The sequence below is a fragment of the Nostoc sp. PCC 9305 genome (genome assembly GCF_963920915.1).
GTDB lineage: Bacteria > Cyanobacteriota > Cyanobacteriia > Cyanobacteriales > Nostocaceae > Nostoc.
The window spans coordinates 23624-47759 of sequence record NZ_CAWUDN010000035.1; the positions used below are offsets into that span (position 1 = coordinate 23624).

The following is a 24136-nucleotide window of genomic DNA, read 5'->3' on the forward strand; positions in this document are numbered from 1 at the left end:
ATAATTAATAATTCGTAATTTCTGCTATGTAGCAACTCACTTGAGTTCTGGAGTTAAAAATATGATTTCTTCTAAAACTGAGATTCAATTACATCCTAAGAACAAATGACAAACGGAAACAAATTTCAAAGGTTAGTAGAACTTGCAAATGATTATGGAATTATTTGCGAACCAACACCAGAAGAATGTTTGATTGCATCCTTGCCTGGAGACGATGATTTTTTATTAGCTTTTACTTGGTCTGGTACTGTTGAGGGAGAGCCGCCAGAGCATGAATTAATCGCAATTAGCGTACAGGATATAGTCAAAGAAGTTACCGTTGCAGCTTGGCAGATTCCTTTTTATTTATTTGGAAACGTTTTAAGGCAGGCTCAAATGCTTGTCGCTGCTCACAAAGATTTTGTTAGCTAAGAGACAAGCCATAGCTAAAAACTGCTATCCCTGTCAACTATCTGTGGCAGGGATTTTTATTTAAACTACTGCTTTAAAGATTTATAAAATATTATCTGTTGAAAGTAAAAAAATAAACAATTAATCTCTTCTTTTATTAATTTTTTTAACTATTTTAATTCTCTTAACTGTCTTAACTGTCTTAACTGTCTCTTAATGTAGTTATTTAACTGTCTGCTGAACTTTTTTATATCTCGAAAAAATTAGTATAAAAAAATACTTAAATTTATAGACTAGCAAAAAAAGCAACAATATATAGTAATCACTTTAGACACTATTTATGCCCTTTAGGTATGGTCTACAGGCTAAAATCAGCTGTGCAGCTTGGGAATATGAAAAAAGAATTATTACGTAGTTTCAAAGTAAAATTTATAGCTAACTGCTAAAGTTACTGTTATTTAGTTTCTTAAAGTTTTAGGAATCTTCTTTCGTCTTTTATCTGCTTGCAAGTTATAGAAAAGCATGCTTTTATCAAGTTAACGACCAATTTATAGGAATTGGTTAGCTTGATAGCTATCTAATAGATAGTGAAGTTTAATGTGGCTCTTGTCATATCAAGTACGGTAATTACTGGTTATTAAAATACCTGAGCATTTATGCGTCTTTGTATCTATGCGTCAATTCTAATAAGAAGTTTTCCACCGTACATGATATTAGTTAGTCGGCATAGTGGGTCAAGAACAAAATTCAAAGCCCTATACATCAAATATCAAATAGTATTCCTGTCCAATAGCAAAAAGAAACATATCAGTTTTCAAGTTTGAATCTGTGTAAATTCAGGTAAGAAAGGAAAAGACAAATGGTTAATCCCGTAATATTGATTCCAGGACTAGCAGGATCGAGGCTAAAAACACATAATAAAAATCAGTCAGAAGAAGGCGTGACAGGCGGTAAACTTTGGGTCGGTCAAGATATGGCACCACCACCACCAGGTCAAACAATTCAGAAAGTAGATGAACAGACAGACGTGGAATATCCGCCATCAAATATAGTCGGACTTAATGCACCAGTATATCCTGTCAAAACAGATCAACCTCCCGAAAATCCTGTTGTAACAAATTGGAAAAAGAACCTGAAATTAAAGGATAGTAATGGCATAACCCCAGAAGTAGAAACAGACCAAAATCCGCCGCTAACAGAAGATGACCCAGACATTCAATTTAATCGATTTGTAGATGGAATACAGGGGATTAAAAATTTAGCTGTTTCTCAAAAGGAGCTAAACGATATAAAAGCATTAATAGCGATCTCTTTTGGAGAGAATCGTAAAAAATTGGAGGAATTGTACGCAGGTTTGCAAAAAGTGAATTACTTTTCAGAACTAGTAACTGCGTTATTAGACACTGATGAGTACCGAGGCGAAGCAGCTGCGTTGCCCGCAAATTTGGTAGCCCTTCCTTATGATTGGCGAATAAGCCCAGCAGGTTTGGAACAGCGATATCAATATTTCTCTAAACTCAAGAGTACCATAGAGGAATTATACAAAGCCAAACCACTCATACTTAAGCCAGCTACACCTGTGGTCATAATAGCCCACAGTATGGGAAATAGGGTGACGCAATATTTCTTAGAGTGGATCAAAAACGATCCCTCCGCAGGACAAGCCTGGATAGATAAACATATAGAACGATACGTAGCAGTTAGCCCACCGTGGATAGGTGCGCCACTAGCAATTCGTCTGCTGTCAACAGATGATGGATTTAATTTAGGAGGAGCAAGTTTATCGGGCATTAAAAAGGCATTACAATCCTTTTCTAGCATTCCTTCGCTACTGCCAGTCACAAAAGCGCAGTACGAGTATTTCAACACAACAGATTTTTCGTTTATCAGAAATGAAGGTGTTGCTGAATCACAGACAATCGCTTCCGGTGACTTTAGAGCGGAAACAACCGAAAAGATATTACAACTTGGAGGAGCCGAAAGTACGACGCTGAAATATATCAAGGATTATTATGAACAAGATCCGAATTTCAGTGATGGAGAATTCGGGAGTAAAGCGGTAACAAGCCCACCCGTCAAGAACGTAGATGTCATTTATTCAACTGGTTTTGAGTCACCAGTAGGAGCATACTACTATCAAGAAAAAAGAGAACTCAAAGTAGCGAGTTACTTGGGTACACCCGAAGAGCCTGTGGAGGACGGAAACTTCATTGTCATAAACGGAGTAAGATTAGAAAAAGCGGATAGAACACAACAACTGATATCAGATGATGGACTCACTAATTCAGGAGATGGAGTAGTTGCATACGGAAGCTTGGCATACTTTAGGACATGGCAGCCAAACCCAGATGTACCAGGCCAAACAATAACCCCACATCCATTTGCTAAACCTCAAGGGACTGAAGCTCCAGGATTAGTAGAAAAAGGGATTGATTTAAGCCATAACGCAATTCTACGACACCCAGACGTGATTGCAAGAATTTTCAGTTTATTGGGCGTATCAAAAGTAACACCAACACTTGTTAAGGCATAAATTTTCAGAAGATTGATTGAAGGTGGACTGAAGGGCGATGTCTGCGCCGGACTGCGCTTACGCAGGTTCTTAGCAAAGAGCGATCGCCTTTCTTTTTTTCAAGGAATGCTTTCAATAACTTACCTGAACTTCATCTTTTGACTAAATTCAATAAGCAAAATCTGCAATTGCTTTCTCAAAAGCTGCTTTTACTGTCTCAAAAGCAGCTTTTTATTTCTCATTTCAGTATATTCAGCAAGCAAAAACAGCTTTTTATTTCTCAAAAACAGCTTTGACTTTCTCCTTTTGGCATATTCAGGAAAGCCGAACGATTTTTAACTGTCTGCTACTCATTTCGTAATCAAAACGATAGCCTAAGAGAATCCAGGAACTTACACATATTACCTCATGTTACCCAAACCCAAAAAACACTGGACACCCCAGCACTGGGCAAGTTGGAAGCCTTTCGGCATTGGCGAACAGTACCCTAACAATTTTTGGGAGGTATTTCGGGCAATCTGGCTGTCTCGTGACAAACTACCATACACGTGGAATATCCTAAATAAAGGTGTTTGCGATGGTTGCGCTCTCGGAACAACCGGGATGAAGGATTGGACATTAGATGGGATTCATCTTTGCAATGTTCGGTTGCGGTTGTTGCAGATGAATACTATGCCAGCTTTTGACCCTGTACTATTGGCAGATGTCTCGCAGTTGCAAAAGCAAAAAAGTGCCCAATTACGAGACTTGGGAAGACTTCCGTACCCGATGATTCGTCAACGAGGGGAGAAAGGCTTTCGCCGTGTTAGTTGGGATGAAGCTTTAGGGGTAATTAGCGATCGCATCCGCTCCACTACACCAGACCGCCTCAGTTTCTATGTTACCAGTCGCGGTACTGTCAACGAAACTTATTATACTACTCAAAAAGCTGTGCGGGCAATGGGAAGCAATAATATTGATAACGCTGCCCGCATTTGCCATTCTCCCAGTACAGCAGGACTGAAAGCTGCTTTGGGTGCTGGGGCTACCACTTGTTCTTATAAAGACTGGATTGGGACTGATTTATTAGTCTTCATTGGCTCAAATGTTGCCAATAATCAGCCTGTTACCGTTAAGTATCTCCATTATGCTAAAAAAGCTGGCACAAAGATTGTAGTTATTAATACTTACCGCGAACCAGGAATGGAGCGCTACTGGGTTCCCTCAATTGTAGAAAGTGCCGTTTTTGGTACAAAGTTTGCCGAAGACTTCTTCTTAATCAACATGGGCGGGGATATCGCATTTTTAAATGGCACTATTAAACATATAATTGCTAACAACTGGGTAGACCAGTCATTTATAGATTTATACACAGATGGCTTTGCCGAACTCAAAGCATCGTTAGAAAGCCAATCTTGGGAAGAATTAGAGCGGCTTTCTGGAACATCCCGCGAGTCAATGTACGGTTTTGCCAAAATGGTCAAAGAAGCGAATAAAGCCGTATTTGTTTGGAGTATGGGCATTACTCAGCATGAATGCGGTGAAGATAACGTGCGAAGTATCATCAACTTAGCTCTTACCAAAGGTTTTGTCGGTCGGGAAGGCTGCGGTTTAATGCCAATTCGCGGTCACTCTGGGGTGCAGGGTGGTGCAGAGATGGGATGTTACGCGACAGTTTTTCCTGGTGGTAAACCTATTATCCCAGAAAATGCTGCCCAATTGAGTCAGCATTGGGGCTTTGAAGTGCCGGCAAGTAAAGGTTTAATTGCTCCAGAAATGATTAACGCCGCACATCAAGGAGAAATAGATGTGTTGGTTTCTGTGGGCGGGAATTTTTTAGAAGTGCTGCCAGAACCAGATTATGTAGAAGCAGCGTTGAAGAAAATACCGCTGCGGGTACATATAGATATTGTTCTCTCCAGCCAAATGTTGGTAGAACCTGCTGATACTGTAGTGCTGTTACCTGCGACGACTCGCTACGAAATCCCAGGAGGAGTCACAGAAACTAATACCGAACGCCGAGTAATTTTCAGTCCAGAGATTCCGGGGCCGCGCATTGGAGAAGCGCGTCCAGAGTGGGAAGTGTTTTTAGAATTGGCAAGGCGGGTAAAACCAGATTTGGCAGATAAGCTGGCTTTTGCTGACACATCTGCTATCCGTCAAGAAATTGCTCAAGTTGTCCCGCAATATGCCGGTATTCAACACTTACAGCAAGCTGGCGATCAATTTCAATATGGTGGCTCACATTTGTGCTTTGGTTGGAATTTCCCGACAGCCGATGGTAAGGCACACTTTGGGGTATTATTGCCACGCCAAAGAGAATTACCAGAAGGTTATTTTTTATTAGCAACCCGTCGAGGCAAACAATTTAATAGTATGGTGCAGGAACGCAAGGATGCAATTACTGGGGCGATGCGAGAGGCGGTGCTAATGAATGCTGCTGATGCTGTACAGTTGGGTTTAAAAGATGGGGATAAAGTTATTCTCAAGAATGATTTAGGCGAGTTGTTATGTCAAATCTATATTGCGCCAATTCAGTCAGGAAACTTGCAAGTACATTGGCCAGAAGGGAATGTGCTACTAGATAAAAGTAAGCGATCGCTCGAAGGTGTACCTGATTATAATGCAGTAGTACGCTTAGAAAAGCAAACCTAATATTAATGCTTTCCGAATGCTACGCTCAACTTAACATCACTCCAAACTTGCAGCCATGTCTGTCGCCAAAGATTTTGAAACCCCAGAAGATGTTATATTTCCACCAGGGGATTTAGAAAGTAACGAACCACCATTGGAAACATACCTACATTTGCAGCAAATGCTGCTATTAATAAAATGTATTGATTGGTGGTGGCGAGACCACAATCGCTTTAATGACTACTTTGCTGCGGGGAATATTAGCATTCATTACAGTCCACGCCAGCGTAAATCCGAAGACTTTCGGGGGCCAGATTTCTTTGTCGTTTTAAATACTGAACGCAAACCCCGTGATAGTTGGGTTGTTTGGGAAGAAGACGGCAAATATCCGAATTTGATTATAGAACTGCTTTCAAAATCAACCGCAGCGATTGACAAGGGCTTAAAAAAACAAATTTATCAAGATATCTTTCGCACTCCTGAATATTTCTGGTTTGACCCCAAAAGTCTAGAATTTGCTGGGTTTATTTTGCTGGGAGGTACATATCAACCTATAGAACCCAACCCACAAGGATTGTTGTGGAGTCAGCAGCTAAGTTTGTACTTGGGCGTTCATGAAAATCAATTACGCTATTTCAATGCCGAAGGACAGGTAATTCCTACACCTGAAGAAATTGCCCAGTGGGAAGCAGAACACGCCGAACAAGAAAGACAACGTGCTGAACAAGAAAAGCAACGTGCGGAACAAGAAATACAACGTGCTGAACGCCTAGCAGCAAAACTGCGAGAATTGGGTGTTGACCCAGATACGATTTAAAGTATGTAGACTTGCTCTAAAAATCATGAAAGCTCAACCAAAGGAGATTAGGAATTATTTAACACATAACGGCATAAATCCTTTTTTTGAGTGGTTTGACTCTTTGCGAGATAGAAAAGCAAAGGCTAAAACCAGAGCAAGGTTTGACCGAGTAGAAGCAGGTAATTTCGTTGATTGTAAATCAGTAGGAGATGGGGTTTTTGAACTGAGAATAGACTACAGTTATGGTTATCGCGTTTACTTTGGGCAAGAAGGGTCAGCAATTATTATTCTTTTGTGCGGTGGTGATAAAAGTACTCAAGAAAAAGATATTGATAAAGCAAAAGAATATTGGGAAGATTATAGGAGTAGAGATAATGCCTAAAAGTGCAAGCTATCACGAAAAACTGATTGAAGACCTCAAAAACCCATAGGACTTACGCAAAAACCCTCTCAAACTCTCATTCCTCCGTGAACTCTGCGCCCTCTGTGGTTCGTTTTCCGTTACCCGTGCGTAAGTCCTAACCCATTAGAAGCAGCGGCTTATATCGAAGTTGTCTTAGAAGAAGGCGACCCGAAAATGTTAAGTAAGGCGCTGAGAAATGTAATTGAGGCAAAAGGTGGAATTGAGCAATTTTCTGTGCAATTTAAGCAAGTTTATGACCAACTCGAACAGATATTATCCGAGAAAGAAGAAATAGAATTTTATTGCCTGAATGCTTTGCTGGATGCATTAGGGTTGCATTTAGCAGTAACAGTTAAGGTAAACTGAAAGCCTTATTCATAAACTTTTAGCTCTTTTTTTATGTATTCCATAAGCTCTGAATTTTATCAGAGCAGTAGGGTGAACATGAGGATGTCAGCCCTACAAGTATAATTACAAATTAATATCATTTATTCTCAACAACTTCTAGACCCGTCCTAGCTACTGATTTAAGATCGACATTCTGATTGTTTAGCAACACTACTATAGTGGTATTTTCACTGGGTAAATATGCAAGCAATGTTGCGAAGCCATAAGCTATACCACTATGCCCAATTGCTTTTGCTAAAGGAGATGAAAATCGTTCTACACCCAAAGCATAGCTATAGCTTGCGCCATTATCTTTAAATTTCAGCATTTCTTTCATCATCTTTGATGAAAGTAAAGTTTTTTTGACAAATAACGCTTTGGCGAACTTGGCCAAATCCTCTGCTGTTGAAACCAATCCACCATCACCCAAACCATTACCATCATTGACTTGGGCGTAGCTATCTAGCTTACCATCTTTATTGCGATCGCCATAACCTGTAGCGACTTCGCCAATTGTCGGTTCGCGCAATTCTGTGAAGGTATGTTTTAATCCCAATGGTTTTAAAATTTGACTGCGGATTGCTTGGGCGAGAGTTCCCCTAGTGATATTTTCAACAATCAGTTCCAAAAGAATGTAGTTGCAATCAGTATAAATAAATTTTTCTCCGGGATTTGCCTTCGGTTCCTCTTGATACATATACTGAATAGCTTCTCTGGCTGTCCAAGGCTCTGAGCGACTTCTTTTCGCTGTAGCTTGAATAAACTCTTTTGTATCTAGGTATTCAGCAACACCACTGGTGTGGTTGAGGAGTTGACGAACTGTAATTTTGTCGCTGTTGACAATATGAGGACTGATGTCTCTTGGTAAGTAGGTTGCGATCGCCCGATCTAATTCTATCTTCCCTTGCTCCACTAACTTCAGCACAACCACCGCCATAAAAGTTTTACTCATACTGGCAATAGAAAAGCCATCTGTGGGTTTCATCCTGGTTTTAGTTGACAAGTTATTGACACCAGATGCTCCCAGCCAAGAACCTTTAAGTGTAGTAATATACATTACCGCACCAGGGATTTTCTCTTCTACAACTATCTCATTTAAAAGTTTTTGTAATTGAGAGCTTTTTCCTACGGTGGAGGTAGAAATCACTTGTTTAGCAAGAGATTTTTCAATTACTCTCTGACTAATGTTATTAGCTACTAAATATCCTGTAAAACCAAGGGAAATCACAAAGACTATTGCAAATAAAATTTTGCTGAAAGCCAAAAGTTTTAGGTTCATTTTACTTACTAAACAGAAACCGAGGCAATCTAGCTCAACTGCACAAAGTAGTTGGTGAGCATCAACCTGACATCTGATATACAAATAGCATTACTTTGTTCCCAGATTAGGATCAAAATTTAAAGTCATCAACTCTCATAAATATGAAAATGCCAACTAAAAGCAAAACCAAAGCCACTGTCTGGGTTGTGGAAAATGGTAAAATGCGATCGCGTTTAGACCAACTCACCACCGAAGAACCTTTAGAAATTCGTCTTCTCCCTTTCCAGAAGACGGTAGCTGTTACTATGCGAACACCAGGGGCAGATTTTGAACTAGCTGCTGGTTTCCTCTACAGTGAAGGAGTCGTTAGCCGCAGGGAAGATATTCGACGTATTAGTTACTGCGTAGATGAATTAGTCGATGGTGAGCAGCGCCATAATATTGTAAATGTAGAACTGCGGGATGGGTTGATTCCAGATTTACAGCCTTTGGAGCGCCATTTCTACACTAGTAGCGCCTGTGGGGTGTGTGGTAAAGCTAGCCTTGAAGCTTTACGTCTACGGGGATGTCCAGTGATTCCTTCTGGGCCAACGGTAACACCTGCGATCGTATACAGCCTACCAGATAAACTCCGGGCTGCTCAAGGTATTTTCACTGCTACAGGGGGTTTGCACGCTGCGGCTATCTTCGATGCTCAAGGACAATTGTTAAATCTGTGGGAGGATGTTGGGCGACACAATGCTTTGGATAAATTGATTGGTACAGCTTTGCTCAGTAACGAGTTGCCTTTAAATAATTGTATTATTCTGGTTAGCGGGCGCTCTAGTTTTGAGATTTTGCAAAAGTCTACAACTGCTGGGGTTCCTATTGTCTGTTCTGTTTCTGCTCCTAGTAGTTTGGCGGTATCCGTCGCCAAGGAATTTGGGATTACCTTAATTGGATTCCTGCGCGGAGAACGGTTCAATATTTACACTGGTTTACAAAGAATAAACGCTGTTTAAGAACACTTTTGTGGCGTGGCGAGGCTAAATTGTTGCAAACAAATTTGTAGGTTGGGTTGAGGTTTTTTGATGAAAATTCTAAATCATAAAAATGGGATAAATCATCACAAAGACGCGATAAATCGCCGTCTCTACAATAATCAGTCTTTTGTAGAGATGGCGATTCATCGCGTCTCTTGCCTTAGCTCGACTTTATCCATTTTTTGGCAACACTCAAGCTGACGCTGAAATCTTTGTGGGGCGGTAGTTTTACTTTTTTGATTTCACCGAGAATAAGTGACATCGAAAAAGCTTTTGCTAAAAAGCTAGGATTTTTGCCGTATCAAGAGAACCAAGCTCTGAATTTTGGATAAAGTCGAGCTTAGAGGATGTTTGAAAAGTCTTGTTGTTGGTAGCAAAAAGTTTTAGATACCCCTAAATCCCCCTTCAAAAGGGGGACTTTAAGAAGTTTTCCCCCCTTTTGAAGCTACGGTGTATACACAAGTCTTTGAGAGTTGCCTCCCAGCGTTTAGATCCCCCCTAACCCCCCTTAAAAAAGCTACCGTGTATACACAAGTCGAAAAAAGCTTGATTTTCCATTGTTTTTTCGTTTATCTCGAACACAAGCTCTGCATGGGAATGCCTGATTTAGGGGCTGCTGCTTCCTGTCAGACATTGAGTCTTTGACTCAATGAATGCGTTCCCAGGCGGAGCCTGGGAACGAGGAAAGTCCTATCAAGCTAGGTTTTTAGGACTTGTGTATACACGGTAGCCTTAAAAAAGGGGGAACCAGAGTCAAAGTCCCCCTTTTGAAGGGGGATTTAGGGGGATCTTCAACGATTTTGGTTTTATACAAAGATGTGTGTACACCGTAGCCTTTTGAAGGGGGGCTAGGGGGGATCAATAAGTGCCTAAAATCACACCTAAGCACTTTTCAAACAACCTCTTAACCCGATCCGATCGATGTTGGGGTTTCCTGTTGCTCAACGCAACCTAAATCTAATGCACTATTTTAGCTGTCTTGAGCCAAGATATTGAACCGTTAATTGCGATGAACAAAAAAATTACATAAAGAAAAGCAACAAATTTAACTTCTTTAACGTAATACAACCAAATACCAATAACATCAACAATAATCCAGTAATACCAACTTTCAATCCTTTTTTGTACCATGAGCCACATAGCAGTAAAACTCATGATTGTTGTAAGTGCATCTAAATAAGGAAAAGAAGCTTTCTCTAGAAATATTGCCGGGAGTAACAGATGAATTTGACTCATCAAAGCTCCCGTTGCGAATGAAACTGCTATTGTAATTGCTGCAATCAAAACAATTTTACGCGGTGGACTATATCTAACCTGTAAAACTTTACCAGTATCAGATTCAGGTGTAATCCATCTCCACCAACCATACACACTAATAACTAAGTAATAGACTTGTTCTAACATATCCGCATACAAACGGATTTGATAAAAAAGTACCATGTATAGCAAGACGCTGACTATCCCAACAGGCCAAGTCAGAATCTTCCTCTGAGAAATTAGCCACACCGACCATAGAGAAAAAATCGTTCCCAAGAATTCTACATAACTCATGGGATATCCCATAAGATTGAAGGCGATAGTATTGATACTCCAAAAATTAATCATTTCAATGCACTTTATAAAACAAGTTTATGGAAAAATAACTCTCCCAGGTTGCCATACTTGTAGTAAATAGACAATACTCTTTTAACAGTACTAATGCGTGTATTGAGGTCGCCACTCAAGGAAAAAAATGGAATTTTTCTAATAATTAAGTCGCTCTGAATCTGTTTTTGAAATATATTACGATTTGCCTCTCCAGAACGATCCCAGGTATCATCGTAAGGGATATCTGAATCACAAATAAATACTAAATCGTAGCGCGACATGGCTTGATGGGCAAGTTTTGCTAACTCTGGGGCAACAATTTTATGGTAATACAAAGAGAATTGATAGGTTGTCAATGCATTAGTATCTGTAAATAAATACTGGTTTGCTTGCAATAATAAGGCTTCTTCACGTTCTAAATGTCCTTTGGCAATCTCCACAAGTTGAGAGAGCGAAAGTTGCCTATTAATTTGATATTTTTCCCAATACTCGCGCCCATACTCTGGCATCCATACTGTGTTAAACTCTTTAGCTAATTGTGATGCAATAGTGGTTTTACCAGTCGAAGGAGCGCCCAGAAAAACAATATTGGCGATCAGATCGCGGTACACATCAGGATGTAAATACTCCCGAAATTTGTAAGCATCGCTCCTTACTTGCGTTCCAGAAATTGGAAAAGTTTGGCGATCGCAATCTACGAGCCGATTAACTGCCCCCAGCGCCTGACTGACGTGTTCACCGTAAAATTCACTACAGTAAAAGTGGGTAATTTTTTTGGATTTTAATTGTTTCAGGATGTAATCTTCGTGCTTTTGCTTAATCTCAGGAGTATCACCAATCTCAGTTGGGCCATCCCACGCTTCAATCACCTGAATTTGTGGATAAATTTGACGCAGCCAATTCGCTCGAACTGTTAAAGGAATAGCAGTCACTTCTGGACACTCATAAATCATCACAAGTACCTCATCCATCTCTGCTAAGGCTGTTTCAATTACCAATTGATGCCCTTTATGGAGAGGCGCGTATTTACCTAGTGTGAGTCCGCATTTACCAGTCATAATTTTGACTTTTCATAGATACCTATTACTCTAAAAAAGAAGTCGCCGTGTTGTACTAGCTAAATCTTTGTTAAGGCAAGAGACGCGATAAAAACGCCGTCTCTACAATAATTAGTCTTTTGTAGAGACGGCGATTTATCGCGTCTTTGTGATGATTTATCGGATCTTTAGCGATACTATAATTCAGATGAGATATTAGCTAATTTAGTCCATTAGATGCTGCTGTACTTGTGAAACTAGTTCATTTGTCCAGTAGTTGGTGAGTTCGGCATTGGCTGCTTCCACCATTACTCTAATGACTGGTTCTGTGCCAGAGGCGCGAACCAAAATTCTACCGGAATCGCCCATTGCAGCTTCAGCAAGAGCGATCGCTTTTTGTATAGGTTGACAATCTTGCCATCCCAAACGGCGATCGCGATCGACAACGCGCACATTCCGCAACAATTGTGGATAGGTTTGGAAGCTTCGATCTACTAATTCGCTCAAGGGAACACCCGCCTCTCTCACCAAAGATGCGATGTGTAATGCTGTTAACAAGCCATCTCCAGTTACGGCATAGTGACGGCAAAGAATATGCCCTGATTGTTCGCCACCTAACATTCCCCCAGTGCGCTGCATTTCGGCTTGCACGTATTGATCGCCAACTGCGGTACGAATTAAGTTACCACCAATTTGCTGCCAAGCTTTCTCAAAGCCTAAGTTAGCCATGACTGTAGATACAATCAGGTTGTCTGGCAATTGTTGGTTTTGTTGTAAGTGCCGTCCCCACAGGTAGAGAATGTAATCGCCGTTAACTTGCCTGCCTGTATTGTCTACTGCTAAGACGCGATCGGCATCGCCATCGAAGCCAAAGCCGATATCGGCGTTGTGTTCTTGTACCGTTGCTGCCAGAATATCTAGGTGGGTGGAACCGCAGTTAACATTAATGCGATCGCCATCTGCTTCGTTATGCAAGCAGATTACCTCCGCCCCCATTTGTGTAAATACTGATGGTGCTAACCCAACTGCGGCTCCCCACGCCAAGTCTAAAACAATCTTCATTCCCTGAAGATTCAAAGCACCGTTTAAGGGTTTTTTCAACGCCGAGCTATAATCTTCCACTAACTCGAAACGTGAGTAATGCCGTCCGCAATGACTGACTCTAGCGATCGGTGATATCTTGCCACGCAGTCCCGCTTCAATTTCTGTCTGCAATATTTGCGGCAACTTCCCACCATTAGCACCAAAAACCTTAATCCCATTGTCTTCTGGAGGATTGTGGCTGGCAGAAATCATCACTCCGCCAATGGCATCACTGATACTAGTGAGATAGGCAACGCAAGGAGTGGGACATAATCCCAAATACCAAACCTCTAACCCCGCTGCTGTTAACCCTGCACTCAAAGCCATTGCCAGCATATCGCTGGAGTTTCTAGAATCCTGTCCGAGAATGACTGGCCCTACTTGAGTAGCATGGTTACGTAAAACAATCCCCGTCCAAAAACCAACTTGCAATGCTAGGGGCGCACTCAGTAATTCTCCCACTCGTCCGCGAATCCCATCTGTGCCAAATAAGGGATTTGCTGGTAGTGGGATTAAATTCAGTCCAAAACTGCTCTCAATCCCTTTGCCCAATCCCTCAACTTCAGAATTAGAACCCCCAGAAATGCCCGATGTCCGAGTTATAGATGAAACCATATTTTTAAACACTCCACACAATCACACTGAAAAATAAATAGCACTTAAGACTTTATTCAGCAATTTTGACATGCTTTTTCTCTTTAGAAATTCATTCTAGATCGAGCTATTTTACGTAATAATACTGAATTTTTCTTTCTGGGATTGTAAATCTTTGATAAAGTCAGTATTGGTTTTTACGTTATTAGTAAAGTCTCCACATCTTAGCTAATTATTCCTTTTATGCCGACAACTTTCGTTTTGATTTTTATCTGTATTAGTTCACACTTGACAATGCTATAACTAAGTAATAATGTAATAAATATTACTTTCAGCGCATCACAAAGATTTTCACCCAAGTTGAGAATGAAAGCAAGATTCAGCTAATAACAACAAAAAATCAAAATCCTGAAATCTAAAATTCTGTTCTCTTAGCCTTGTTGCTGTGTAAAAAACGACAGAATCATTGCAGCTTAAAAAATTTTAATATAAATTCTCATCAAATAGTTTTAAGGTAACGTTTTAATGGCTTTTTTAGCCGTTAGTGAATCAAAACTCCGGCAGTTAACTTTTTAAAGTTGAGAAATTTAGCATGAGCAGCAATTTAGCAACCAAATTACGTGTAGGCACTAAGAAAGCCCACACAATGGCAGAAAATGTAGGTTTTGTCAAGTGCTTTTTAAAAGGAGTAGTGGAAAAAAACTCTTACCGGAAACTAGTTGCTAACTTCTACTTCGTCTACTCAGCGATGGAAGAGGAAATAGAAAAGCACCGCCAGCACCCAATAGTTTCTAAAATTAACTTTTCTCAGCTAAACCGCAAGCATAGCTTAGAAGAAGACCTAAGTTATTACTTTGGTGCAAACTGGAGAGAGCAAATCAAATTATCTCCCGCAGGTGAAGCTTATGTACAGCGCATCCGAGAAATATCTGCTACAGAACCGGAATTGTTAATCGCCCATTCATACACTCGTTACATAGGTGACTTATCCGGGGGACAAATTCTCAAAAATATTGCTGTAACAGCGATGAATTTGTCTGATGGACAAGGAACAGCCTTTTATGAGTTTCCAGAAATTCCCGATGAGAAGGCATTCAAAGCCAAATATCGGCAAACTTTGGATGAATTACCCCTTGACGAGGCGGCAACCGATCGCATCGTTGATGAAGCTAACGCCGCCTTTGGCACGAACATGAAGCTGTTCCAGGAATTGGAAGGTAATTTGATCAAGGCGATCGGTGTGATGCTGTATAATAGTCTCACACGGCGTCGTACACGTGGTAGTACTGAACTCGTCACAGCTGAGTAAGTAACTCTGTTGAGATTGCGGAGTATGGTGTGTGGAGTCATAAGTCCAGATAGCCTGATGAAAGGTAATTCATAGGTGTTTCTGGCGAAAGAGCGATCGACGCTCAAAATATTTAGGGGCAATAGCCTTGTGACTGCTTTTGAGATGTGAAAGCAAGCATGGGGAGATTGCCCCTCAATTATGTATGCTTAAGAAGCAATTAAGTTCTTGAGAGCTTCTTGAGCATCAGCGTTTTCTGGATCTATTTTTAATGCTTGCTGAAAAACTGCTGTGGCCTCTTGTTTTGAGCTATCACCTTCATCATAGGAAATCTCTTGGCCAAGTTTGATATAAAGTTCAGCCATTTTGCGACGCGGAATCATATTCGCTAGCGGCTGATAAAAAGCCATGACAGCAGTAAAGCCTTTTTGCTTGTAAAGTGGCAAATTTATATTGGAGCAAGTGTCATAACTGCCTTCACCAGTTTTTACCACCTTTTGGCAAATTCCCAGAGCTTCATCTAGATTTTCCTGTTGAGCGAGTGCTTCACTCAATTTACTGTAATAATAATCCGTAGGTTCTTTGGCAGCAGCTTGGCGGTAAAGAGCGATCGCTTCTTCTGGTTTTTCTTGTTTCATCAAGACATCGGCCAGTTCTATATATGTTGAAGGCTCAGGTTTGATTTTAATTACTTGGCGGTAAGCAGCGATCGCTTCATTGACGAAGCCACGCTCTAATGAAAGTGATGCCAAACGCTCATAATAGACTTCATTTGTGGAGTCATTTTTATTTGCTTGACGATAGATATCAACGGCTTCTTTATATTCCAGCATGTCACCCAGATAGTAGTAAGCCAGATAACTCTTGGGATCAATTTTCAAGGCCTCGCGGTGAGCAGCGATCGCTTCTTCTCGTTTGCCTAACTTACGCAAGATATTACCTAAGTTGTTGTAATTATCTGCATCAGGCTGAAGTTTCAGCGCTTGACGGTAAGCTAAGAGTGCTTCCTGTGTATTACCAATTTCCATCAGCTGTGAAGCTAAAGTGTAATAGTAATACGTGCTATTGTCAGGCTCAAGTTTGATAGCTTGACGAAAAGCGGCGATCGCTTCTGTGGGTCGTCCCTTTTTTGCGAGAAAATTACCTAAATTGACATAAATATCAGCACTGGGATTTAATTGCAACGCTTGGCGATAAGCAGCGATCGTCTCTGCAATCTTGCCTTGGTTAGATAGGATATCTGCCAGCTTGGCGTGAGCAGAGCTGTTTTTGCGTAGGCGTAGCCCGTCGTAGACATCGCGCTCAATCAAACTCCGCCAAATATTAGCGGCTTCTTCATAATTTTTCACTTCTTCGGCAGATGTTGCTTTTTGTTCCAACTCCTCTACCGTTTGTGCCGCACTGATTTGAGGAATTAAAGCCAAACCTAAACTCAACAATAACGGCAATATTTTCAGGTTTACCATAGACTTTCAGCTTAAAATAACTAAGTCAATCTTCAAACCAAGCTTAATCTCAGTATTTAAGTTTGTAACCCGTAAAACTTACCATACTGGGTAAATCAGGCAAAAATATGGCTACGAAAATTCCTGTCACAGTAATCACAGGCTTCTTGGGTAGTGGAAAAACCAGCCTAATTCGCCACCTGCTACAAAATAACGAAGGACGGCGCATTGCTGTTTTAGTCAATGAATTTGGCGAACTCGGTATTGATGGCGAATTATTGAAATCCTGTCAAATTTGCCCCGAAGATGGTGAGGGTGACACTAATATCTTTGAATTAACCAACGGCTGCTTATGCTGCACCGTGCAGGAAGAGTTTTACCCGACGATGCAAGAGTTAATTAAGCGGCGAGATAGCATCGACTGCATTTTGATTGAAACCTCTGGTTTAGCTTTACCAAAACCACTGGTAAAAGCTTTTCGCTGGCAAGAAATTCGCAACGCCGCCACTGTTGACGCGGTGATTACCGTGGTAGATTGTGCGGCGGTTGCAGCCGGGACATTTGCTAGCGATCCAGAAGCGATCGCAGCCCAGCGCCAAGCAGATGATAATCTAGAACACGAAACACCTTTGCAAGAACTGTTTGAAGACCAACTTGCTTGTGCAGACTTGGTGGTGTTAAATAAAATTGACTTGGTAGATGCCGAGACAAAAGCCAGAGTTGAGGAATTGATTAAGCAAGAGTTGCCTAGAGTCGTGAAAATTGTCGAGAGCGATCGTTCTCAACTAGACGCATCTATATTGTTAGGATTCCAAGCCGCAGTTGAAGACAATTTAGATTCTCGTCCTAGTCATCACGATACAGAAGAAGACCACAATCACGACGAAGAAATTACTTCAGCTAATTTAATTTTGGATCGTACCTTTGACCCCGAAAAGCTGCAACAGCAGTTGCAAACATTAGTACAACAACAAGAAATTTACCGGATTAAAGGCTTTGTGGCAGTGCCTAATAAATCCATGCGCTTAGTGATGCAAGGTGTGGGAACTCGATTTGATAAATTTTACGATCGCCCCTGGAAACCAGAAGAAGCTAGGCAAACACGCTTAGTTTTCATCGGTCGTGATTTGAATTCTTCAGAAATCGAATCACAACTTGTAGCTTTATAATTATACCCAGATCCCCGAATTCTTAAAGAAGTCGGGGATCTTTGTCCTGAGAGTTACTAGTTATGAATAATTAGTTAATTCAAAACAAAAATTCTTCACTTTACAAATATATGACGATTTCTCAACTATTTAATGTTGCCAACCTTTTTGTCTTGCCATTTTGGGCGTTGATGATTTTATTGCCGAACTGGAAAGTCACACGGTGGATAATGTCATCATATTTACCCTTTGTGCTGTTAGCAGGAACATATTTATATTTGTTTATTAGCAGCATTACTCCAGAAAACGCCCAAGCTTTATCGAATCCTCAATTAGCTGATATTGCGCGATTTTTTACAGACGAAACAGCTGCGGCAACAGGTTGGATTCATTTTTTAGTGATGGATTTATTTGTCGGTCGCTGGATTTATTGGGAAGGGCAGAAAACAGGTGTTTGGACAATTCACTCTCTGGCTTTATCTTTGTTCGCTGGCCCGTTGGGATTACTGTCTCACATTTTAACTGACTGGATTACTAAGAGATTTTTCCCAAAGTTTCAGCAGAATGAAAAGGCGACATTAGCAGAACAAGAAGTACCATCAACTGGCACATAGCAATAGGGGCACACATTTGTGCGCCCCTACTAATGATAATTGCTAATAGTTTACTGCCATTACCAATTATCTCATTTTAAAATTATTAACCGTTGCCGTGTCTATAGTCAGCATCTATCCAGCAGCGTGGTAGAACTTCACCTGAAGGAAAAACAAGATTTTGTTTTTTAAAAGTTTCAGGTTGTTGTTCTTCTTGACCTTCTTGATCTTTTGCCTGAACAACATCAGTATTCGGGTCAATTAATTCCTGAATTTCAACAATTTTTACCAATTCGCCACTATCTTTGACTTGTAAAAGCATAGAAATTGCCTCAATAGATTTGCATGAAAGTTAAGAGCAAGTTTAAGATAAACTCATTCTCGTCTCAACCAATTTAGAAGGTCGAGATTCCTTAATTGTTAAAGGAAATTTTTACCAGATACGCATAAATAAATTACACAAAATTTATCTATGTGTCTCTATGGTTTTTATTTTTATAAAATTGACACGACAAATTAATCCTCAATTCAGCATTTTAAATCAAGAAATACTGACCGAGAAAATTGTCTGATTCAAATAATCTTGGTTGTAGAGATTAGATTTCGCGTTGATATTTTTCTAAAATATCAACTAATGTTACTTGGCATTGCAGTGGCAATAAATCACTTAAAGGGAGTTCGCTTCTACCGCCGCCAATTTTGACTGTAATTGATTTCAAGACTTTTAAAACTCGATCTTCACTTACATTGTTGGAAGTAATTAAGGGATACAACTGTTCAGCAACAAGGGTGTGCAGTTTGGCATTAGATAAATAAAGATGCCATTTAGCAATGTCTATGTAGACATTTTCGCCAATTTCAGCTGCTAGGGCTTCCAGTAGTTCTGTGGTGTTAGTCTTTGCCATAAAAATAACCCTACGTTAAGAAAGAGTGCGAAATCTCGGCTTTTTTACATTATCGCTCAATTAATAGGCTAATTCTACTACCACAGGTTACAATCGCCCCAGCATCAGCAGTCCGTCTTCAGGTGGATTTAGGTGGAGTTTCGCTGTAATTAGCGATCGCACTAATATAAATCAGATGTGCTAACACTATTCCCGTCCAACTTAACGTTACCAAAGGCAGCCACTCCCAGGTAGTGTCTTTCAAAATGTGGAAAAACCACAACCCGGAATTAATACAAGCAGCGATCGCCACATGGATGGCAAAATTCATCCGGTCATCTATCTTGCGGTAATCAGGGTCTTTGCGATCGGGTTTGCGAGGCCAACGAGGAGGCATAAATATTTGTTACAGATTTAAATACACCTTATTCATTCTAAGGTTTTTAGTGCAGTCGTTGCGATTAGACTTCTAGAACCAGTCATAATTGAATTGGAAGTCAAGAGCCGCTGGGTTAAATTCTATGACGATCTTTGAGCAAATAGACCCCGATCTCCTCTATCCAGATAGTGACGGCAAACCAATGGCAGACAATACAGAGCAATATCGTTGGATTGTCCTGATTAAGGAGAATTTAGAGATTCTATTTGCTAATAATGACAATGTTTTGATTGCAGGAGATTTGCTGTGGTATCCTGTCCGTTCTCGGCTGATTACACCGACTGCACCTGATGTGATGGTTGTCTTCGGTAGATCAAAGGGAAAACGTCGTTCTTATCGTCAGTGGCAAGAAGATAATATTCCACCGCAAGTAGTCTTTGAGATTCTTTCTTACAGTAATGATACCAAGGAGATGGAGCGCAAGCTGGAGTTTTACGATACCTATGGTGTTGAAGAATACTATTTATACGACCCTGAAAGTTTTCAACTAGATGGCTGGTTGCGGCAAAACAACCATTTGAATAAGCTATGGCAAATAGATAGTTGGATCAGTCCCCGTTTGGGAATTAGATTTCAAACTGGGCAGGGAGAATTAGTAATTTACCGTCCAGATGGACAGAGATTTTTGAATTCTCTAGAACTCAATCAACGGGCAGAACAGGCTGAGTTATTGGTAGAACAAGAACGCCAACGCGCTGAACAAGAACGCCAACGCGCCGAACAAGAACGTCAACGCGCTGAACAGTTAGCAGCATATTTGCGTAATCTCGGCATCGATCCTGATAATCTTCCGTAATTGGGGAGATGAAGAAGGAAATAGGGTACAGGTTACAGGGTACAGATTATTCCCTATCACCTGTCACCTAATATGCCCAATAGCTAGCTTATTGCTCTACTGGTAAATAATCTCCTGATTTCCCGCCACTCTTACTTATTAAACGAATTGATTCAATTTGAATCGACTTTTCTAAAGCTTTTGCCATATCGTATAAAGTCAAAGCAGCGACAGAAACGGCAGTTAAGGCTTCCATCTCTACACCCGTTTCAGCTTTAGTTTTGACTGTGGCTTGAATTTGATAACCCGGTAGTTGGGGATCTGGTGTGATTTCGACTGCGATTTTTTGCAAAGGCAACGGGTGACACAGAGGAATTAAACTGGCTGTTTGCTTGGCTGCCATAATTCCAGCCAATCTTGCAGTTGCCAAGACATCGCCTTTTGGGACATTTCCGGCTTGAATGGCAGCGAAGGTGGCTGGCAGCATTCGCACATTGGCAGCTGCTACTGCTTGACGAATGGTGGGTGCTTTATCAGACACATCAACCATCTGTGCCTGTCCTTGAGGATCTAGATGGGTTAAGTTGGCAAAATTAGCTGGAAAATTATCTTGCGCCATTTGGTTAGAACGTGTTAATATAGATTGTCGGTGAGGGCGTGTAGCTCAGTGGACTAGAGCACGTGGCTACGGACCACGGTGTCGGGGGTTCGAATCCCTCCTCGCCCGTTTTAAAAAGTTAAGAGTTGAAAGTTAGGAGTGATGAGTTAAATTTCATCACTCCTAACTTTTAAGTTTTTCAAGGCGTAGGCATCTGGAGCTAGACCTAGTGCAAAGCGCAGTGAGTTGGATAAGTTTTTGCTCGAATGGGTGAGGAAGAGGATAAGTGCTAGAGAAGTCATCGCAGCACCGTAGCCAAACATATCGCGGTAGCCTACAAGTTCTGCGATAATACCCAAAAGAGGAGCAGCGATCGCAATTCCCAGATCGAGTCCAGCTATGCAGATAGCAAAAATTTTCCCCCGTTCTTGCGGCAGCGAACGGTCTGCCATCATGGTAATCATCATCGAGATCAGTGTACCACCACCAGCACCTTCAGCGATCGCAGCCAGTAAGAAAACCATCGGGCTGTAAGCCTGCCACAGCAGTATTAATGCCAAAACGTAGCAAAAAATCCCAAAGGTAATAAACAAACCCCGCCCGAAGCGATCGCTTGCCTTGCCAGCAAATATCCTGATACTAAAACTAGAAATTGCCGCAGCCGTAAAAAACAGTCCGCCATTGAAGTCTACTTCAGTGGATTTGAGGAACAACGACACAAAGGTATGTACAGCACCAAGAGACAAACCAACCAGCAACATAACTATAGTTGGAACTCTCACCCGTGGACTGCCCAAAATTTGCCAAAATTTGCGAGCTTCTCCCTCTGTCTGCTCCTGCGTTTGCACTGGCGGATTCATGACTTGTAAAATCCCTAAGAAGGCAACAAAACCTAATTCGGCAGATAACAGAAATAATATGCCGTAACCACTTGTAGCTTCTAAATACCCACCCAAGGCAGGGCCAATTGCTAAACCAATAGGAGTTGCTAGGGTCATGTACCCAATGATTTCGCCACGAGTTTGGGCGGGCGCTAAATCTGCGACTAAGGCACTGTAGCCAGTGGTAAAAGCGGCAACACTAATGCCGTGAAAAATCCGCACCAAGATTAATAGCCCAAGAGATTGGGTTGCCAAGTAACCAAAGGGTGCGATCGCAGCTACGATCGTACCAATCAATAAAACAATTTTGCGACCGCGTTCATCGGCTAATCGTCCCAGCATTGGGCGAGATAGCAATAACCCAATGGCGAAACTGCCCATCACAAGGCCAATTTCTTGCTTGCTTGCGCCCACACGATCGATGTAAAGCGGTAGAGTTGGCAAGAGCGAAGACAGGCTCGACCAGAATAATAAACCTGCTGTAAATAAAATCAGCAGGTTGCGCCGCAGTTGGGCGTCAAAGGTATTAAATGCTTTCAAGGTAGATGCAATTTAACTAGTTTTTTGTCATTTGTCATTTGTCCTTTGTCTAGAGTTAACTAATATTTACTCTTGACCAATGACCAATGACTAATGACCAATGACTACTATTGTTACGTTACTTAACATTTTTTGCTACTATTTCTCGCACGCGATAGATAGGCCGTCCTTGGGATTCATGGTATGTACGCATGAGCAATTCTGCTAAAAGTCCGAAGCAAAACAGCTGGACTCCCGTTAGTAGCAGCAGAACTGCTAAAATCAGCAGGGGGCGATTGCCAATCATCTCACCTAAAGCCAATTTGACGAAAGTCAAGTAAATTCCGATCGCAGTGCCCGAAAACATTGAAATCAAGCCCAACAGCCCAAAAACGTGCATGGGGCGGGTGAGGAATTTTTTCATAAACAGAATGGTTAACAAATCCATCAATACCCGGAATGTCCGCCAAATTCCATATTTACTACGACCAAAGCGACGGGCGTGATGACGTACAGGTATTTCGGTAATTCTAGCTCCTTCGATGTACGCCAAAGCGGGTAAAAATCGGTGTAATTCTCCGTAGAGATTCATATCTGCCAAAAGTTCTGCACGATAGGCTTTCAGCGAACAGCCATAGTCATGAATATTCACGCTAGTGGTGCGGCGAATTAGCCAATTGGCAATTTTGGAAGGAAGTAATCGGTTTACAGCCCCATCTTGGCGTTTTTGCCGCCAACCACTCACCAAATCGTAACCATCATCCAGCTTTGCCAATAACATGGGGATATCAGCCGGATCGTTCTGGAGATCGGCATCTAAAGTAACGATCGCTTTACCGACTGCATAATAAAATCCAGCAGCCATCGCCGCAGTTTGTCCGTAATTGCGACGCAAAATCACCGCCTTTAAATCAGTGCGGATTTGCGCCTGTTCTTTGAGAAAATCCCCAGAACCATCTGTAGAACCATCATCCACACAAATGATTTCATAATTTACCTGACTAGAAGATAAAGTAGAGGCGATCGCTTCTAGTAAAAGTGGCAAACTCTCCACCTCGTCATGTATTGGTACTACCACCGAAACATCTGGAACAATTGCTGAAATCGCCCCATTTTCCTCACTACTCCTTTCGGAAATCAACCCACTCCTCATAAGTCTCAGCGCCCTCAGCGTCTCTGTGGTTCGTAACTCTTAAAAACTCTACCAGCACCTCGCAGCTGCTGATAGTACGACTGACTAACCGCATCTCCCTGTTCCGAGAGAATATCAATTCCAATCCCATTTCGCCCCTGTTCTTTCCCAGAACTATGGATATAATAACCATCCGCCAAATAAAGCCCGACATGGGTGGCTTTTTGGCTAGTTCCAAAAAATACCAGATCCCCAGCTGCTAATTCTGCAATTGTAATTGGTTGAGTGAATCCTTCCTGTTGATAGGCATCTCTAGGTAGCCAAATACCCACCGCAGCAAACGCCGCCTGCATTAACCCAGAACAGTCATAATTTGGCCCAACCGTACCACCCCAAAGGTAATAATTTGATTGTTGCATCGCTTTTTGGGTAAAGGCGATAATCTCTGCTAAGAGTTTTTTAATCTCCGATTCAGAAAATGTTGCAGCCTGATAAGGTACAGTAGCAGATTGTAATGAATCAAAATCTGAAACAGATAGCCATCCCGGATAGTCATCTTCACATAAATACACCTCAACCGCCGAATTTTGATGATTTGATGTTACCGACAAATGTCTCCCAGATGCAGCTTGAGTTGCTAAACGCGTACATTCAGGAGAATCATATAAATTCAGGTTAGCTAAACACTGATACTCCCCTGATTGTGGATTTTGGATTTTGGATTTTAGATTAAAGGACATTATCAG

23 protein-coding genes and 1 tRNA gene are annotated in these 24136 nt (G+C 41.3%); 12 read left to right on the forward strand and 12 right to left on the reverse strand.

The annotated features are described in order from the left end of the window. Nucleotides 1–105 precede the first annotated feature (105 nt). The 6 genes from ACM0OX_RS15125 to ACM0OX_RS15150 all read left to right on the forward strand — a co-directional run bounded on the left by ACM0OX_RS15125 (nucleotide 106) and on the right by ACM0OX_RS15150 (nucleotide 7083). A complete protein-coding gene (locus ACM0OX_RS15125; protein WP_094352832.1) occupies nucleotides 106–411 on the forward strand; it encodes a hypothetical protein in 306 nt (101 codons plus the stop codon). Between the two features lie 838 nt (nucleotides 412–1249). Further along, a complete protein-coding gene (locus ACM0OX_RS15130) occupies nucleotides 1250–2923 on the forward strand; it encodes a lipase/acyltransferase domain-containing protein (protein WP_414515795.1) in 1674 nt (557 codons plus the stop codon). A 387-nt stretch (nucleotides 2924–3310) separates the two neighbouring features. Beyond that, nucleotides 3311–5536 carry an FdhF/YdeP family oxidoreductase gene (locus ACM0OX_RS15135; protein WP_414515796.1) on the forward strand — a complete coding sequence of 742 codons (2226 nt, stop codon included), beginning with the start codon at nucleotides 3311–3313 and terminating at the stop codon, nucleotides 5534–5536. 55 nt (nucleotides 5537–5591) lie between these two features. Then, entirely contained in the window at nucleotides 5592–6332 is a 741-nt protein-coding gene (locus ACM0OX_RS15140; RefSeq protein ID WP_414515797.1) for a Uma2 family endonuclease, read from the forward strand. A gap of 25 nt (nucleotides 6333–6357) precedes the next feature. Further along, nucleotides 6358–6696, forward strand: a complete 339-nt coding sequence (locus ACM0OX_RS15145) for a type II toxin-antitoxin system RelE/ParE family toxin (RefSeq protein WP_414515799.1) — start codon at nucleotides 6358–6360, stop codon at nucleotides 6694–6696. Between the two features lie 195 nt (nucleotides 6697–6891). Continuing rightward, nucleotides 6892–7083 carry a hypothetical protein gene (locus ACM0OX_RS15150; RefSeq protein ID WP_414515800.1) on the forward strand — a complete coding sequence of 64 codons (192 nt, stop codon included), beginning with the start codon at nucleotides 6892–6894 and terminating at the stop codon, nucleotides 7081–7083. 118 nt (nucleotides 7084–7201) lie between these two features. On the opposite strand, the gene ACM0OX_RS15155 is transcribed toward ACM0OX_RS15150, so the two are convergent. After that, on the reverse strand, nucleotides 7202–8383 hold the full coding sequence (locus ACM0OX_RS15155) for a serine hydrolase domain-containing protein (protein ID WP_414515801.1): 1182 nt from the start codon (nucleotides 8381–8383) through the stop codon (nucleotides 7202–7204). A gap of 143 nt (nucleotides 8384–8526) precedes the next feature. Between ACM0OX_RS15155 and fdhD the strand changes: the two genes are divergently transcribed. Further along, nucleotides 8527–9366, forward strand: a complete 840-nt coding sequence (gene fdhD, locus ACM0OX_RS15160) for a formate dehydrogenase accessory sulfurtransferase FdhD (protein WP_414515803.1) — start codon at nucleotides 8527–8529, stop codon at nucleotides 9364–9366. A 978-nt stretch (nucleotides 9367–10344) separates the two neighbouring features. On the opposite strand, the gene pnuC is transcribed toward fdhD, so the two are convergent. From pnuC to glmM, 3 genes are all read right to left on the reverse strand, one after another. Then, nucleotides 10345–10938, reverse strand: coding sequence for a nicotinamide riboside transporter PnuC (gene pnuC, locus ACM0OX_RS15165; protein WP_414515805.1), 594 nt, complete (start codon nucleotides 10936–10938; stop codon nucleotides 10345–10347). Between the two features lie 65 nt (nucleotides 10939–11003). Continuing rightward, nucleotides 11004–12032: an AAA family ATPase gene (locus ACM0OX_RS15170; protein ID WP_414515806.1), complete on the reverse strand. Its 1029-nt coding sequence runs from the start codon at nucleotides 12030–12032 to the stop codon at nucleotides 11004–11006. 204 nt (nucleotides 12033–12236) lie between these two features. Then, on the reverse strand, nucleotides 12237–13709 hold the full coding sequence (glmM, locus tag ACM0OX_RS15175) for a phosphoglucosamine mutase (protein WP_414515808.1): 1473 nt from the start codon (nucleotides 13707–13709) through the stop codon (nucleotides 12237–12239). A gap of 571 nt (nucleotides 13710–14280) precedes the next feature. Here glmM and ACM0OX_RS15180 point away from each other — a divergent pair. Beyond that, nucleotides 14281–14997 (forward strand): heme oxygenase (biliverdin-producing), encoded by a 717-nt coding sequence (locus tag ACM0OX_RS15180; protein WP_414515809.1) that lies wholly within the window; start codon nucleotides 14281–14283, stop codon nucleotides 14995–14997. 188 nt (nucleotides 14998–15185) lie between these two features. Here the strand turns inward: ACM0OX_RS15180 and ACM0OX_RS15185 are convergent, their stop codons facing one another. Then, nucleotides 15186–16442 carry a tetratricopeptide repeat protein gene (locus ACM0OX_RS15185; RefSeq protein WP_414515810.1) on the reverse strand — a complete coding sequence of 419 codons (1257 nt, stop codon included), beginning with the start codon at nucleotides 16440–16442 and terminating at the stop codon, nucleotides 15186–15188. 107 nt (nucleotides 16443–16549) lie between these two features. On the opposite strand from ACM0OX_RS15185, the gene cobW reads away from it, so the two are divergent. Together cobW and ACM0OX_RS15195 are read left to right on the forward strand one after the other, a co-directional pair. Beyond that, the gene (cobW, locus tag ACM0OX_RS15190) at nucleotides 16550–17590 is read left to right on the forward strand and encodes a cobalamin biosynthesis protein CobW (protein ID WP_292809685.1); all 1041 of its coding nucleotides are present in this window, start codon (nucleotides 16550–16552) and stop codon (nucleotides 17588–17590) included. Nucleotides 17591–17700: 110 nt separating this feature from the next. Further along, the gene (locus ACM0OX_RS15195) at nucleotides 17701–18183 is read left to right on the forward strand and encodes an ABA4-like family protein (protein ID WP_414515811.1); all 483 of its coding nucleotides are present in this window, start codon (nucleotides 17701–17703) and stop codon (nucleotides 18181–18183) included. Nucleotides 18184–18268: 85 nt separating this feature from the next. Here the strand turns inward: ACM0OX_RS15195 and ACM0OX_RS15200 are convergent, their stop codons facing one another. From ACM0OX_RS15200 to ACM0OX_RS15210, 3 genes are all read right to left on the reverse strand, one after another. Next, complete coding sequence (locus tag ACM0OX_RS15200) at nucleotides 18269–18484, reverse strand: acetyltransferase (RefSeq protein WP_292731719.1); 216 nt, start codon at nucleotides 18482–18484, stop codon at nucleotides 18269–18271. 274 nt (nucleotides 18485–18758) lie between these two features. After that, nucleotides 18759–19067: a DUF3181 family protein gene (locus tag ACM0OX_RS15205; RefSeq protein WP_335201082.1), complete on the reverse strand. Its 309-nt coding sequence runs from the start codon at nucleotides 19065–19067 to the stop codon at nucleotides 18759–18761. 118 nt (nucleotides 19068–19185) lie between these two features. Further along, complete coding sequence (locus ACM0OX_RS15210; protein ID WP_334837331.1) at nucleotides 19186–19443, reverse strand: hypothetical protein; 258 nt, start codon at nucleotides 19441–19443, stop codon at nucleotides 19186–19188. 124 nt (nucleotides 19444–19567) lie between these two features. Between ACM0OX_RS15210 and ACM0OX_RS15215 the strand changes: the two genes are divergently transcribed. Next, complete coding sequence (locus ACM0OX_RS15215) at nucleotides 19568–20281, forward strand: Uma2 family endonuclease (RefSeq protein ID WP_414515814.1); 714 nt, start codon at nucleotides 19568–19570, stop codon at nucleotides 20279–20281. A gap of 88 nt (nucleotides 20282–20369) precedes the next feature. Here ACM0OX_RS15215 and moaC read toward each other — a convergent pair whose 3' ends face one another. Continuing rightward, complete coding sequence (gene moaC, locus ACM0OX_RS15220; RefSeq protein ID WP_414515816.1) at nucleotides 20370–20879, reverse strand: cyclic pyranopterin monophosphate synthase MoaC; 510 nt, start codon at nucleotides 20877–20879, stop codon at nucleotides 20370–20372. A 34-nt stretch (nucleotides 20880–20913) separates the two neighbouring features. Here moaC and ACM0OX_RS15225 point away from each other — a divergent pair. Then, nucleotides 20914–20987, forward strand: a tRNA-Arg gene (locus ACM0OX_RS15225). A 38-nt stretch (nucleotides 20988–21025) separates the two neighbouring features. Here the strand turns inward: ACM0OX_RS15225 and ACM0OX_RS15230 are convergent. From ACM0OX_RS15230 to ACM0OX_RS15240, 3 genes are all read right to left on the reverse strand, one after another. After that, nucleotides 21026–22279, reverse strand: a complete 1254-nt coding sequence (locus ACM0OX_RS15230; RefSeq protein ID WP_414515818.1) for an MFS transporter — start codon at nucleotides 22277–22279, stop codon at nucleotides 21026–21028. A 118-nt stretch (nucleotides 22280–22397) separates the two neighbouring features. Then, nucleotides 22398–23411, reverse strand: a complete 1014-nt coding sequence (locus ACM0OX_RS15235; RefSeq protein WP_414515820.1) for a glycosyltransferase family 2 protein — start codon at nucleotides 23409–23411, stop codon at nucleotides 22398–22400. Between the two features lie 14 nt (nucleotides 23412–23425). Beyond that, nucleotides 23426–24130, reverse strand: coding sequence for an NlpC/P60 family protein (locus tag ACM0OX_RS15240; RefSeq protein WP_414515822.1), 705 nt, complete (start codon nucleotides 24128–24130; stop codon nucleotides 23426–23428). Nucleotides 24131–24136: the final 6 nt, after the last annotated feature.

Coding starts and splice junctions, on each gene's coding strand:
- ACM0OX_RS15205 (WP_335201082.1), bottom strand. CDS start 19,067: ATGGCAAAGACTAACACCACAGAACTACTGGAAGCCCTAGCAGCTGAA.
- ACM0OX_RS15155 (WP_414515801.1), bottom strand. CDS start 8,383: ATGAACCTAAAACTTTTGGCTTTCAGCAAAATTTTATTTGCAATAGTC.
- ACM0OX_RS15210 (WP_334837331.1), bottom strand. CDS start 19,443: ATGCCTCCTCGTTGGCCTCGCAAACCCGATCGCAAAGACCCTGATTAC.
- ACM0OX_RS15125 (WP_094352832.1), top strand. CDS start 106: ATGACAAACGGAAACAAATTTCAAAGGTTAGTAGAACTTGCAAATGAT.
- pnuC (WP_414515805.1), bottom strand. CDS start 10,938: ATGAGTTATGTAGAATTCTTGGGAACGATTTTTTCTCTATGGTCGGTG.
- ACM0OX_RS15180 (WP_414515809.1), top strand. CDS start 14,281: ATGAGCAGCAATTTAGCAACCAAATTACGTGTAGGCACTAAGAAAGCC.
- ACM0OX_RS15240 (WP_414515822.1), bottom strand. CDS start 24,130: ATGTCCTTTAATCTAAAATCCAAAATCCAAAATCCACAATCAGGGGAG.
- ACM0OX_RS15235 (WP_414515820.1), bottom strand. CDS start 23,411: ATGAGGAGTGGGTTGATTTCCGAAAGGAGTAGTGAGGAAAATGGGGCG.
- ACM0OX_RS15170 (WP_414515806.1), bottom strand. CDS start 12,032: ATGACTGGTAAATGCGGACTCACACTAGGTAAATACGCGCCTCTCCAT.
- ACM0OX_RS15145 (WP_414515799.1), top strand. CDS start 6,358: ATGAAAGCTCAACCAAAGGAGATTAGGAATTATTTAACACATAACGGC.
- ACM0OX_RS15135 (WP_414515796.1), top strand. CDS start 3,311: ATGTTACCCAAACCCAAAAAACACTGGACACCCCAGCACTGGGCAAGT.
- ACM0OX_RS15130 (WP_414515795.1), top strand. CDS start 1,250: ATGGTTAATCCCGTAATATTGATTCCAGGACTAGCAGGATCGAGGCTA.
- cobW (WP_292809685.1), top strand. CDS start 16,550: ATGGCTACGAAAATTCCTGTCACAGTAATCACAGGCTTCTTGGGTAGT.
- moaC (WP_414515816.1), bottom strand. CDS start 20,879: ATGGCGCAAGATAATTTTCCAGCTAATTTTGCCAACTTAACCCATCTA.
- ACM0OX_RS15140 (WP_414515797.1), top strand. CDS start 5,592: ATGTCTGTCGCCAAAGATTTTGAAACCCCAGAAGATGTTATATTTCCA.
- glmM (WP_414515808.1), bottom strand. CDS start 13,709: ATGGTTTCATCTATAACTCGGACATCGGGCATTTCTGGGGGTTCTAAT.
- ACM0OX_RS15215 (WP_414515814.1), top strand. CDS start 19,568: ATGACGATCTTTGAGCAAATAGACCCCGATCTCCTCTATCCAGATAGT.
- ACM0OX_RS15185 (WP_414515810.1), bottom strand. CDS start 16,442: ATGGTAAACCTGAAAATATTGCCGTTATTGTTGAGTTTAGGTTTGGCT.
- ACM0OX_RS15150 (WP_414515800.1), top strand. CDS start 6,892: ATGTTAAGTAAGGCGCTGAGAAATGTAATTGAGGCAAAAGGTGGAATT.
- ACM0OX_RS15200 (WP_292731719.1), bottom strand. CDS start 18,484: ATGCTTTTACAAGTCAAAGATAGTGGCGAATTGGTAAAAATTGTTGAA.
- fdhD (WP_414515803.1), top strand. CDS start 8,527: ATGAAAATGCCAACTAAAAGCAAAACCAAAGCCACTGTCTGGGTTGTG.
- ACM0OX_RS15195 (WP_414515811.1), top strand. CDS start 17,701: ATGACGATTTCTCAACTATTTAATGTTGCCAACCTTTTTGTCTTGCCA.